The 12979-nt window shown below is 49.0% G+C and carries 14 protein-coding genes; all 14 read left to right on the plus strand.

Features of this window, described 5'->3' with window-relative positions:
- Positions 1-3: 3 nt before the first annotated feature.
- The 14 genes from nusA to dut all read left to right on the plus strand — a co-directional run bounded on the left by nusA (position 4) and on the right by dut (position 12979).
- Positions 4-1134 carry a transcription termination factor NusA gene (nusA, locus tag NYE37_RS06955; RefSeq protein WP_121874390.1) on the plus strand — a complete coding sequence of 377 codons (1131 nt, stop codon included), beginning with the start codon at positions 4-6 and terminating at the stop codon, positions 1132-1134.
- Positions 1135-1165: 31 nt separating this feature from the next.
- On the plus strand, positions 1166-1444 hold the full coding sequence (rnpM, locus tag NYE37_RS06960; protein WP_037996423.1) for an RNase P modulator RnpM: 279 nt from the start codon (positions 1166-1168) through the stop codon (positions 1442-1444).
- Complete coding sequence (locus NYE37_RS06965) at positions 1437-1736, plus strand: YlxQ family RNA-binding protein (RefSeq protein WP_037996425.1); 300 nt, start codon at positions 1437-1439, stop codon at positions 1734-1736. Before rnpM ends, NYE37_RS06965 begins: the two co-directional genes overlap by 8 nt.
- Before the next feature lie 15 nt (positions 1737-1751).
- Complete coding sequence (gene infB / locus NYE37_RS06970) at positions 1752-3998, plus strand: translation initiation factor IF-2 (protein WP_121874433.1); 2247 nt, start codon at positions 1752-1754, stop codon at positions 3996-3998.
- A 1-nt stretch (position 3999) separates the two neighbouring features.
- On the plus strand, positions 4000-4278 hold the full coding sequence (locus tag NYE37_RS06975) for a DUF503 domain-containing protein (RefSeq protein ID WP_049720217.1): 279 nt from the start codon (positions 4000-4002) through the stop codon (positions 4276-4278).
- A 21-nt stretch (positions 4279-4299) separates the two neighbouring features.
- A complete protein-coding gene (rbfA, locus tag NYE37_RS06980) occupies positions 4300-4659 on the plus strand; it encodes a 30S ribosome-binding factor RbfA (protein WP_037996427.1) in 360 nt (119 codons plus the stop codon).
- Entirely contained in the window at positions 4656-5633 is a 978-nt protein-coding gene (locus NYE37_RS06985) for a DHH family phosphoesterase (protein ID WP_037996429.1), read from the plus strand. Before rbfA ends, NYE37_RS06985 begins: the two co-directional genes overlap by 4 nt.
- Complete coding sequence (gene truB / locus NYE37_RS06990; RefSeq protein ID WP_037996431.1) at positions 5634-6548, plus strand: tRNA pseudouridine(55) synthase TruB; 915 nt, start codon at positions 5634-5636, stop codon at positions 6546-6548.
- Positions 6549-7493, plus strand: a complete 945-nt coding sequence (locus NYE37_RS06995) for a bifunctional riboflavin kinase/FAD synthetase (protein WP_236533595.1) — start codon at positions 6549-6551, stop codon at positions 7491-7493.
- 120 nt (positions 7494-7613) lie between these two features.
- On the plus strand, positions 7614-7883 hold the full coding sequence (gene rpsO, locus NYE37_RS07000; protein ID WP_037996435.1) for a 30S ribosomal protein S15: 270 nt from the start codon (positions 7614-7616) through the stop codon (positions 7881-7883).
- Between the two features lie 126 nt (positions 7884-8009).
- A complete protein-coding gene (gene pnp / locus NYE37_RS07005) occupies positions 8010-10130 on the plus strand; it encodes a polyribonucleotide nucleotidyltransferase (RefSeq protein ID WP_084712909.1) in 2121 nt (706 codons plus the stop codon).
- Positions 10131-10244: 114 nt separating this feature from the next.
- Entirely contained in the window at positions 10245-11225 is a 981-nt protein-coding gene (locus NYE37_RS07010) for a polysaccharide deacetylase family protein (RefSeq protein ID WP_231564621.1), read from the plus strand.
- A gap of 64 nt (positions 11226-11289) precedes the next feature.
- Positions 11290-12543, plus strand: a complete 1254-nt coding sequence (locus tag NYE37_RS07015; protein WP_037996440.1) for a M16 family metallopeptidase — start codon at positions 11290-11292, stop codon at positions 12541-12543.
- The gene (dut, locus tag NYE37_RS07020) at positions 12536-12979 is read left to right on the plus strand and encodes a dUTP diphosphatase (protein WP_037996441.1); all 444 of its coding nucleotides are present in this window, start codon (positions 12536-12538) and stop codon (positions 12977-12979) included. Before NYE37_RS07015 ends, dut begins: the two co-directional genes overlap by 8 nt.

Below are 12979 nucleotides of genomic sequence, written 5' to 3' on the forward strand. Positions count from 1 at the left end.
CCGATGAATGCCGAGTTCATCGAGGCCCTTGATCAATTAGAAAAAGAAAAAGGGATCAGTAAAGATATTTTGATTGAAGCGATTGAAGCTGCATTGATATCTGGATATAAGCGCAACTTTCATTCTGCACAAAACGTACGGGTAGATGTGAACAGACAGACCGGACAGGTGCGTGTGTTTGCCCGCAAAACCGTCGTGGATGAAGTCGTCGACTCCCGCTTGGAAATTTCATTGGATGCGGCCCGGGAAATCGACCCCAATTATCAATTGGACGATATTGTGGAGATCGAAGTCACGCCGGCAGACTTTGGCCGGATTGCGGCTCAAACAGCGAAGCAGGTGGTGACGCAACGGATCCGGGAAGCGGAACGGTCAGCCATTTACGAAGATTTTGTTGACCGGGAAGAAGACATTGTCACCGGAATTGTGCAAAGAGCCGACAACCGTTACTATTACGTGGACCTTGGCCGGGTGGAAGCCTTGCTGCCCCACAATGAAGTCATCGCCGGAGAGCGGTTCAGCCACGGGGATCGCGTGAAGGTTTACATTACCCGGGTGGAAAAATCGACGAAAGGTCCGCAGATTTTCTTGTCCCGCACCCATCCCGGACTGTTGAAAAGGTTGTTTGAGTTGGAAGTTCCCGAAATTTATGATGGCGTTGTGGAAATTAAATCGATTGCCCGTGAAGCGGGTCAACGTTCCAAAATTGCCGTGGCTTCGCACAATCCGGATGTGGATCCGGTCGGAGCCTGTGTGGGTCACCGCGGATCCCGCGTGCAAACGGTGGTCAATGAACTGCGCGGTGAAAAAATCGATATCGTCCGTTGGTCTGACCGCATGGATGAATTGATTGCCAATGCGCTCAGCCCGTCCAAAGTGATTTCCGTCACCATTTATGAAGAAGAAAAAATGGCCCGGGTGATTGTTCCCGATCACCAATTGTCTCTGGCGATCGGAAAAGAAGGACAAAACGCACGGCTGGCTGCAAAGCTCACCAATTGGAAGATTGACATCAAAAGCGAATCGGAAGCCGAAGAATTGGAAGAAGAAGCTGAAGATGAAATTTTGGATGAAGTCGAAATTCCGGATGAAGATGCTTTATTCAATACCGATGGCAGTGAAGGGACCGAATAATTTCTTCCAAGGGGAGGGTTTTTGGCATAAGATGAAACGGCGAAAGGTACCGATGCGAAAATGTGTGGCATCACAAGAAATGTTTCCGAAAAAGGAACTGATCCGGATCGTGAGAACGCCGGAAAACGAACTGGTCATCGACCCGACCGGAAAGAAATCCGGGCGCGGAGCGTATTTGTGCGCAAAGATGGAATACATTGATTTGGCACAAAAAAAGAAAGCATTGGATCGCGCCCTCAAAGTGCAAGTTCCAACCGAATTGTATGATCAACTTCGTGATTATGTAAGAGAGCATCAGGGGAATGAATAAGTTTTTGCAACTGCTGGGGCTTGCGATGAGGGCCGGAAAAGTCGTTTCCGGAGAAGAATTGGTGATCCGGGAAATTCGCTCGGGAAAAGCGCAGTTGGTGATTCTGGCCGAAGATGCAAAAAAAAACACGGAAAAAAAGGTCAGTGACAAATGTGATTCTTACAACGTTCCTTTGTTGCGATACGGTGCCCGAAAAGAGTTGGGAAATGCGATTGGAAAAGAGACACGCGTGGTCATTGCAATCACGGACCGGGGGTTTGCCCGGTCATTCATGAAGCTCGGCAGTAAGTAACGGGGGTGAATGGATTTGGCGAAAATGCGTGTATATGAATACGCGAAAAAAGTGAATAAGAGTAGTAAAGAAATATTGCACAGTCTGAAAGACTTAGGCATTCAAGTGAATAACCATATGAGTGTGTTGGATGAAGGAATGATACAAAAATTGGATCAACGTTTAAATCAACAAGAAAAATCTGCAAAAATACAAGATCGTCCGAAAAGCGAAGAAAACAAGAAAGCGACGTCCAACGGAAATCATCGGAATAAACAAGAATCTTCCGCTCACAACAAAAAGCGTGCCTCTTCCGGATCAAACCGCAACAGGGGCGCCCGCGGGCAGGAAGAGCGGAAAGCAAACCATGAGACAAGCCAGCAGGATAAGCGCCAACGCAAAGGAAAGAAAGGAAAGGCCTTCCAGAAAGGAAAAGACGGCGCCCGCCGGGACAATGTGAACCGGAAAGGAAAAGGCCGTCAAAAAGGCGAGAAAAAGAAAGAGGCCAAAGAAAAACAAGCTCCGGTACTGCCAAAGGAAATCACCGTTTCCGGTCCCATGACCGTTGGGGATTTTGCCAAGCTGTTGCGCAGGGAATCTTCCGCTGTCATTAAAAAGCTGATCACGCTTGGAATCATGGCCACCATCAATCAGGAAATTGATGTGGAAACGATGACCATCTTGGCAGAAGAATTTGACGTTACCATCCATGTCAAAGAAGAAGTGGATGAAAGCAACTTTGAAGAGATCGAAGAAACGGACGCACCGGAGGATTTGGTTGAACGCCCGCCGGTGGTTACGATCATGGGACACGTGGACCATGGAAAAACCACGCTGCTTGACAAAATCCGCCAAAGTAAAATCACGGAAGAAGAAGCCGGAGGAATCACACAACACATCGGTGCTTATCAGATCGAAGCCAATGACAAAAAAATCACCTTTTTGGATACGCCGGGGCATGCTGCATTCACCACCATGCGTGCGCGGGGAGCCCAAGTGACGGATATCACGATTTTGGTGGTCGCCGCCGATGACGGCGTCATGCCGCAAACGGTCGAAGCCATCAACCATGCCAAAGCAGCCGATGTCCCGATTATTGTTGCCGTCAACAAGATGGATAAACCCGAGGCAAATCCGGACCGGGTGAAACAACAATTGACCGAATACGGATTGGTTCCGGAAGAATGGGGCGGGGACACCATTTTTGTCCCGGTATCGGCCTTGACAGGAGACGGCATTGACGAATTGCTGGAAATGATTCTGTTGGTGGCCGAAGTTCAGGAACTGAAAGCCAATCCGGATAAACGCGCCCGCGGGGTGGTCATTGAGGCGGAACTGGACAAAGGCCGCGGAGCTGTTGCCACCGTGCTGGTGCAAAACGGTACGCTGCATGTCGGAGATCCGGTGGTGGCCGGAAATTACTTTGGTAAAATTCGTGCCATGATCAACGATCAAGGGCGTCGTGTCAAAACGGCACCGCCATCGACACCGGTCGAAATTCTGGGGCTTTCTGATGTGCCGAATGCCGGCGATGCGTTCATGGTGTTTGAGGATGAGAAAAAAGCGCGTTCCATCGCCGAGAAACGCCAGACGAAACAAAAAGAACAAGAACGCGGAGCCCATTCCCGTGTATCGCTGGATGATTTGTTCAAACAAATTAAAGAAGGCGAAGTCAAAGAATTAAATGTTATTATTAAAGCAGACGTCCATGGTTCTGCAGAAGCCATGAAACACTCGCTTGAAAAAATTGATGTCGAAGGCGCACGCGTAAAAATCATCCATGCGGCTGTCGGAGCCATCACGGAATCGGACATCATTTTGGCTTCTGCCTCAAATGCCATTGTGATCGGGTTTAATGTCCGTCCCGAACCCAATGCCCGGGAGATGGCCAAACAGGAGAAAGTGGACATCCGCTTACACCGGGTCATTTATAAAGCGATTGAGGAAATCGAAGCGGCCATGAAAGGTCTTTTGGATCCCGAATATGAAGAGGTCATGGCAGGCATTGCAGAAGTTCGCCAAATCTTTAAAGTCTCCCGGATCGGAACCATTGCCGGTTGTTATGTCATCGAAGGGAAAGTGGTTCGTGACGGAAAAGCCCGGGTGATTCGTGACGGTGTCGTGATCCATGAAGGTGAAATTGACACGCTGAAACGTTACAAAGATGATGCCAAAGAAGTGGCACAAGGGTATGAATGCGGGATTACCTTGCAAAACTATAATGACATCAAAGAAGGAGACCAAATCGAAGTTTACACCATCCAGGAAGTGGAGCGGAAGTAACGTGCACATCGGTGTACTGGAGTTTAAGGGGCGGGTGATCGCCTCTTTCTCCCTCAAAGACAAACGCAGGGTGATTCAAAGCGTCCAGGCAAAAATCAGGAACCGGTTTAACCTTTCCATTGCAGAAGTGGCGGATCAAGACGATCGTCAGTTTGTTTCGCTTGCAGTCGTGGGGGTCGGAAGCAACCGGATGGTGGTGGAAAAAGAACTGGAACAAGCCCTTCGGCTGCTTGAACAAACGGATGGTTTGGAGATCATTGCGGCAGATATCACATTTTAGGTTGACGAGGAGGTTTGATCCGTGGCACGGATACGTAACAGTCGTGTGGGTGAACAGATCAAAAAGGAATTAAGCCAACTTATCCAGCAAGAGTTAAAAGATCCCCGTATCGGATTTGTGACGGTGACTGGTGTCGAAATGAGCGGAGATCTGCAAATTGCCAAAGTTTACATCAGCGTGATGGGAAGCAAGGAGCAAAAACAAGAAACTTTGACCGGACTGGAAAAAGCCAAAGGTTACCTTCGTTCTGAAATCGGGCATCGTGTTTCGTTGCGTCATGTTCCCGAACTCATTTTTTCGATTGATCAATCCCTTGATTACAGTGAAAACATTGAACGTCTGCTGCGGGATGTTCATGCACGGGAGAATGAGAAACAATGAGCCGTTTTGATGAGCTGCTTGCTTTTTTGGAAAAGGCCGACCGGATTTTGGTGGTATCTCATCTTCACCCGGATGGGGATGCGATCAGTTCCACTTTGGCGATGGGATATATGTTAAAACAATCCGGCAAGCAAGTGACGATGGTCAACGAAGACCCGGTTCCCCGGAAATTTTCTTTTCTGCCCGGAGTGGAAGAGATTCAGCCGGCGGAACAGGTTTCCGGCTCCTTCCAATATGTGATTGCTTTGGATTGCGCCGACAAAGAGCGGATGGGCGCCTGCCGTTTCCTGATCCGGGATGATGCGGTGATCGTCAACCTGGACCATCATGCGACCAATGACCGGTTTGGGGATATCAACATTGTGGTTCCGGAAGCGGCGGCAACCGTGGAAATTATTTTTGATTGGGCGGAAGAAAACAACTTCCCCATTTGCGAACCACTGGCGGCATGCCTTTACACCGGTTTGTTGACCGACACGGGGGGATTCCGCTATTCCAATACTTCCCCGAAAGTGTTGAGACAAGCCGCCAAGTTGGTGGAGACCGGCATCGAAGCGCATAAGATTGCCGACCGGGCTTTGGAAACCGTAACCATGGAGCAGTTAAAATTGCTGCAAGGGGCTTTGTCCACCTTGCAGAAATCAGACGACGGACTCATTGCATGGATGTTTTTAAGCAAAGAGGAAATGGAAAAAGCGGCGAATTCGTACGAAGCTTTGGATGGCATCGTCAATTATGCGCGAAATATTTACGGGGTGGATGTCGGCATTTTGTACCGGGAAGAGGATGACGGAACCATCAAAGTCAGTTTCCGTTCCAGAGAACAGGTTGATGTGGGCCGGGTGGCCAAGGAATTTGGCGGAGGCGGCCATGCCCGTGCGGCGGGATGCAGCATGCCCGGGACACTCCGCGAAGTTCACGAGCGCGTTTTCAAAGCAGTTCAGTCCAGGTTGAAGCAGGGGTGTGAAGTTTAAATGGGGTGCCATGGGATTTTGCCCGTTTTTAAACCAAAAAACTATACATCCCATGATATTGTCGCCATCGTCCGCCGCTTGACAAAGCAAAAAAAGGCTGGTCATACAGGCACGCTGGATCCGGAAGTGGAAGGCGTGCTGCCTGTTTGTCTGGGACAAGCCACCCGGTTGGTGGAATATTTGCAGGACCGCCCCAAGCGTTATCAAGGAACCTTGAAATTGGGGATTGCCACCGAAACGGAAGATCAGACCGGCGCCGTCATTGCAGAGGCCGAACGGGTGGAACCGGTGGAGCCGGCACAAGTGGAGGAGGTTTTCTCCCGGTTTGTCGGGGAGATTACGCAGGTTCCACCCATGTATTCGGCCGTGAAAGTGAACGGACGCCGTTTATATGAGTGGGCCCGCGAAGGAAAGGAGATCGACCGGCCGAAAAGGAAGGTCCACATTTATGAATTAAAATGGACGGGGATGACGCCGGGGGAATATCCGGAAATTCATTTTGAAGTTCTTTGTTCCAAAGGGACTTATATCCGCACCTTGTGTGTGGACATCGGAAAAGCTTTGGGGTATCCGGCGCATATGGCTTCTCTGGTGCGGGTGCAAAGTGGCCCGTTTCACCTGGAAGATTGTTACACGTTGGATGAGTTGAAGCAAATCGGGGAGCAAGATGCTTGGGAAAATCATGTCACCCGGTTGGATGAGGGGATTTCGTTCATGCCCGGCATGATGGTGAATCATGAAGATCTTCAAAAAGTTTATGATGGTTGGAAAATAGAGATTCCTGTTGATGATCAATTGTTCAATGAGAATCAACTGGTTCGTGTGTATACGGACACCGGTGTTTTTTGCGCTGTATACCGGGTGATTGAAAAGGGCTTGGCGAAACCAGAAAAAGTATTTCGGGATGTGGAGTAGATGGAAACGATACATTTAACCTATCCGATGATCGATCAACCAACCGATCAGGAACCGATTGCACTGGCGATTGGTTTTTTTGACGGTGTCCATTTGGGGCATCAAGCCGTGATCCGAAAGGCGATGGATTTGGCCTGGGAACTGAAGGCGGTTCCGGCGGTCATGACTTTTGATCCGCATCCACGGGAAGTGTTGGGGCAAGAGGCGATTCACCGTTATCTGACCCCGTATCCCGACAAGTTGGAGCAGTTTGCCCGTTTGGGGGTCAGGAAAGTTTATGTTGTCCGGTTTGACCGGAATTTCGCTTCTTTGTCAAAAGAAGAATTTGTCACCGACATATTATTGCCGCTTGGTGTCAAAGGCGTGGTGACAGGGTACAATTTTACGTTTGGACACAAAGCGGAGGGGAAAGCAGAAGACCTGACCGAATTGGGAAAAGGGCATTTCGTCACCGAAATCGTCTCTTTGATCCAACAGGATCAGGGAGTGATCAGCAGCACCAGGTTGCGGCGGGCGTTGGCCGAAGGGGATGTCAAAACCGCCCGGGACATCCTGGGGCGCCCGTATTCGCTGCAAGGAGAGGTGGTCCGGGGAGATCAGCGGGGGCGGTTGATGGGGTTTCCCACAGCCAATCTGGACCTGAAGGCTCCGTATTTTGTTCCCGCCCGAGGCGTCTATGTGGTCAAAGCAACCATTGATGAGGTTTCTTCCTATGGCATCATGAATATCGGAGTGCGTCCCACTTTTAAAAGCGATCAACCGAGTGAAAGGTTGGAAGTGCACCTGCTCGGGCAATCCGGCAACTATTACGGCAAGAAATGCAAAGTGGAGTTTTATCATTTCTTGCGCGAAGAGAAAAAGTTTCCGAGCGTGGAGGCGTTAATTCAGCAGATTGAAAAAGACCGGCAAGAAGCAGAGCGTTGGTTGAAGTTATTTGCACAATAAGGCTTGTTGTACTCATCTTTTTCTTATGGTATACTGATTCGGTAACAACCCTGGCTCGGATCACCGATGCCTCGACGGTGTTCTGGGTTATGGGCGATTGAGCAAAAGGAGGATTTTTCGATGGCATTAACCAATGAACGCAAAAGAGAAATCATCAATGAATTTAAAACACACGATAATGACACGGGTTCCCCCGAAGTGCAAATCGCGATTTTGACTCATCGGATCAATGAGTTAAACGAGCACTTAAAAGATCATAAAAAAGATCATCATTCTCGCCGTGGTCTTTTGAAAATGGTTGGTCAACGCCGGAACTTGTTGAACTACTTGAAGAAGAAAGACATTGTTCGTTATCGTGAACTGATCAAAAAACTCGGATTGCGTCGATAAGAAAAGCGGGGCGGCATGCCCCGCTTTTTTATCATCTCATCTTTTAAAAGAGAAGTGGAAGGAACATACTGTAAATGTGGAGAAGTATGCTATATTTGTGTTTTTGAGAGGAGGAAATGATTGAAGATGGAACCTCAAACATTTGAGACAGATCTGGCTGGACGAAAATTAAAGCTGGAAATCGGAAAATATGCCAATCAAGCCAATGGTGCGGTGATGGTGAGATATGGAGACACTTCGGTGCTGGCTACCGCGGTTGCATCCAAGGAGCCGAAAGACACGGACTTTTTTCCGTTGACGGTAAATTATGAAGAACGTTTGTATGCGGTTGGGAAAATCCCGGGAGGCTTTATCAAGCGTGAAGGCCGCCCGAGCGACAAAGCCATTTTGGCTTCCAGGCTCATTGACCGCCCCATTCGCCCGCTGTTTGATGAAGGGTTTCGCAATGAAGTGCAAGTGGTGACCACTGTCATGTCGGTGGATCAGGATTGCTCTTCGGAAATTGCCGCCATGATCGGCGCATCCGTGGCACTTTCCATTTCGGACATTCCTTTCAAAGGACCCATCGGAGGCGTGGTGGTTGGCCGGGTTGATGGTCAATTGGTCATTAATCCGACGGTGGAACAAATGGAAAAATCCGATCTGCATCTGGTGGTGGCTGGTACGAAACACGGGGTGAACATGGTGGAAGCGGGTTCGGATGAAGTGCCGGAAGAAACGATGCTGGAAGCGATTTTGTTTGGCCACGAAGTGATCAAGGAGCTGGTGGCTTTTCAGGAACAGATCGTGGAAAAAGTGGGACTGCCCAAAATGGAGCCCGAATTGCATCAGGTCGATCCCGGACTGGAAAAACGCGTGCGGGAACTTGCTACCGATTCTTTGATCCAAGCCGTTCAGGTCATTGACAAACAAGAGCGCCAGGATGCGATCGATCAGGTGAAGGAAGAAGTCTTGGCACAGATGGCCGGGGAACTGACGGAAGAAGAATGGGTCGAGCAAGAAAAAGACATGAATACCGTCTTGGATCAAATCGTGAAAGAAGAAGTGCGCCGGTTGATATTGGAAGAGGGCAAACGTCCGGATGGACGGGCTGTCGATGAAATCCGCCCGCTTTCCAGCGAAATTGATGTCCTGCCGCGGACACACGGTTCCGGATTGTTCCGACGCGGACAAACCCAGGTGTTAAGCGTTTGTACGTTGGGGGCACTCGGCGATGTGCAAATCCTGGATGGTTTGGATTTGGAGGAATCCAAACGCTTTATGCACCACTATAATTTCCCTCCGTTCAGCGTCGGTGAAGCAAGACCGATCCGGTCACCGGGACGCCGGGAAATCGGACACGGGGCTTTGGGGGAAAGAGCACTCGAACCGGTGATTCCTTCCGAAGATGTTTTCCCGTACACCATCCGGTTGGTCTCCGAAGTGCTTGAGTCCAACGGTTCCACTTCGCAAGCAAGTATTTGCGCGTCGACGCTTGCCTTGATGAATGCGGGGGTTCCGATCAAAGCACCCGTTGCAGGCATCGCGATGGGACTGGTCAAAGAAGAGGATAATGTTGTCGTGTTAACCGATATCCAAGGCATGGAAGACCATCTTGGAGATATGGATTTTAAAGTGGCCGGTACACGAAAAGGAGTTACCGCCCTTCAAATGGATATCAAAATCGAAGACATTGACCGGAACATTCTCCAAAGAGCATTGGAACAAGCGCGGAAAGCCAGAATGGTGATCCTGGACAACATGGAAGCCACCATCAAGGAACCGCGAAAACAATTGTCCCCATATGCTCCGAAGATTACCACCTTACGGATTCATCCGGATAAAATCCGTGATGTGATCGGACCGAGCGGACGAGTCATCAATAAAATCATCGAAGAAACCGGAGTCAAAATCGATATCGAACAAGATGGCCGCATTTTCATCGCTTCTCCGGAAACGGAACAAAACGAACGGGCGAAAAAAATCATCGAAGATTTGGTTCGTGAAGTGGTGGTTGGCGAAACGTATCTCGGAACGGTCAAACGGATTGAAAAATACGGAGCATTTGTGGAAATCATTCCGGGCAAAGAAGGACTTGTTCATATCTCTCAACTGGATTTAAACCGGGTCGGAAAAGTCAGCGACGTGGTGAAAGTCGGAGACTCGATCATGGTAAAAGTGACGGAGATTGATGACCAAGGACGGATTAATTTGTCCCGCAAAGCTGTGTTAAAAGATGAAGCAGCGAAGAAAAAAGAAAAAATTTAAAGGAAGAGGCAAAGGAAAAGAGTCAGAGCGAATCTGCCTCTTTTTTATATTTATACGACGGTCATAGGGAGTTGTCCGGGAGCATATGGTAGGAAGGAAAGGAGGCGGCAAACTTTGTTTCCCGTTCGTATGGCGACACTGTTCTTATCGGTTTGTTTTATTGTTTTGCTGGTCCAACTTCCCACCATTGAAGCTTATGTGACGGCCGTGAAGAGCGGAGCGGAGGTGTCGGTGATCTCTTCCGGCTTCAAGACAGACTCCCCGATTGTCGAAAAGATCAAAAAAGAGGCGCCCAAACATCAGATTGCCCCCATCGATGCACGGCTGGATCCGGTTTGGAAAGCCATTCCGGGGCTGAACGGGCGAAAAGTCGACCTGGAAGCAACGATCGAAAGCACACTCAAGCAAAAAGACAAGCACCGGATTCATTGGGTGTATCAGGAAATTCCCCCGAAAATACAACTGGAAGATCTGGGACAGGCACCGGTTTACCGGGGGAACGAAAAAAAACCGGCGGCCGCGCTGATGGTGAATGTGGCTTGGGGAACGGAATACATACCGGAAATGCTCAAGATTTTCAAACAGGAAAAGGTGAAAGCGACCTTTTTTTTGGATGGTTCCTGGCTGAAAAAGAATCCCGAAATGGCCAGGCAGTTGGTGAAAGAAGGGCATGAAGTGGGAAATCATGCTTATTCCCATCCTTTGATGAGCCGGATCGGCACCGGGCAAATCGAAGCCGAGATCGGAAAGACGGAGTCTTTAATCCAAGAAACCTTACAGGTCAAAAGCAGGTGGTTTGCCCCGCCGGCCGGCGATTTTGACAACCGCGTATTAAAAATAGCCGAACAATTTCAAATGAAAACCATATTATGGACATTGGATACCGTCGATTGGAAAAAGTCCGTTTCGCCGGAGATGATGGTGAACAAGGTGGAAAAAGGGATTGCACCCGGCACCTTGTTGTTGACTCATCCGACGGACCGGACGGTCAAAGCGTTGCCGGGGATGATCCGTGCAGGGAAAAACAAGGGCTTGAAGTGGATGACGGTCAGCGAAATGCTCTCTTCAAAACGAGTGGATTCCATTGAGCAATGATTTATGATTTGATATAGTAGTGTTGCTTTTTTGTAGTTTATCAGAGAATTAAGGAGGATCTTATTTGATCGTTAAACATACGCTGGAGAATGGTGTTCGGTTGGTTGCTGAAAAAATCCCCCACGTCCGTTCAGTCGCTTTGGGGATTTGGGTGGGAACCGGTTCTGAAAATGAATCGCTTGCCAATAACGGGATTTCCCATTTTATCGAACACATGATGTTTAAAGGAACCAAAACGCGCACCGCGAAACAGGTTGCGGAATCCTTTGACGCAATCGGCGGACACGTGAATGCCTTCACCTCCAAAGAAATCACTTGTTATTATGCCAAAGTGCTGGACGAACATTTTTTAACGGCACTGGATGTATTATCGGATATGTTTTTTGAATCGGTGTTTGATGAAGGCGAGATCGAAAAAGAGAAAAAAGTGGTCTTGGAGGAAATTTACATGGTGGAAGACACGCCGGATGACCTGGTTCATGACATGCTTTCCGAAGTGTCGTCAGGCGGCCACCCCTTGGGATACCCTGTATTGGGCAATGCCGAAACCGTGACCGGTTTCCGCCGTGAGGATTTGTTCCGCTATAAAAATCAATTTTATGTCCCTTCCAATGTCGTGATTGCCATTGCCGGCAATTTGCCGGATGATTACAAGGAAAGGGTCGAGGAAGCTTTTTCCGGCCATCAGGGCGAGATGCCGGTACGAAGCAGGGAGGTTCCGGTTTTTACGCCGGATGTCAAAGTGAAACAAAAAGAAACCGAACAAACCCATTTATGTTTCGGATTGCCGGGACTGGCCGTCGGTGATGAAGATTTTTACACATTGGTTTTGTTGAATAATGTGCTTGGCGGCAACATGAGCTCCCGTTTGTTCCAGGAAATCCGCGAAGAGCGCGGGCTTGCCTATTCGGTGTTTTCTTATCATTCCGCCCATCGTGACACCGGCCTTTTTGCCATCTATGCCGGAACGAAACACGGGCAGGAGAATGAAGTGGTTGAATACATTTATCAAATTTTGGATGATCTCAAAACCAAAGGATTGACGACGGACGAATTGCACAAAGCCAAAGAACAATTGAAAGGGAGCTTAATGCTTGGACTGGAAAGCACCAACAACCGCATGAGCCGGTTGGGGCGCAATGAATTGTTGTTAAATCGTCAGTTCACTTTGGATGAAATCATCGAAAAGGTGGATAGAATCACTTTGGATGGCGTGAATCGTCTGGCGCGGAAAATTTTTTCATCACCCATGTCGTTGGCGCTGATTTCGCCAGACGGAAAAATCCCTTCCAGTTTTAGGAGGAACTCCATTGCATAATGTCAAAGTTTTTCACATGCCAGGAAACGAAGATCTGCCTCTTCCAGTGAAAATGTCGACGGGTTCCAGTGGTTTTGACCTCCATGCCGCAGTGATGGATCCAGTGGAAATCAAACCGGGCCGGTGGAAGTTGATTCCTTCCGGAATTGCCTTGTCGATGCCGGCAGGGCTGGAGGCCCAAGTGCGTCCGAGAAGCGGTCTTGCTTTAAAACACGGAATCACCGTGCTCAACACACCAGGGACAATCGATGCAGATTACCGTGGAGAAATCGGGGTGATTTTGCTGAACCTGGGGGAACGGCCTTTTCGGGTTGAGCGGGGAGACCGTATTGCACAGTTGGTGTTTATGCAAGTCCCTGCGGTTTCCCTCAAAGTTACGGATTCGTTGGATGAAACGGAACGTGGGTCTGGAGGCTTTGGTCATACGGGTAAATAG

The organism is Thermoactinomyces sp. FSL K6-2592 (genome assembly GCF_038006465.1).
GTDB classification, from domain to species: Bacteria; Bacillota; Bacilli; order Thermoactinomycetales; family Thermoactinomycetaceae; genus Thermoactinomyces; species Thermoactinomyces vulgaris.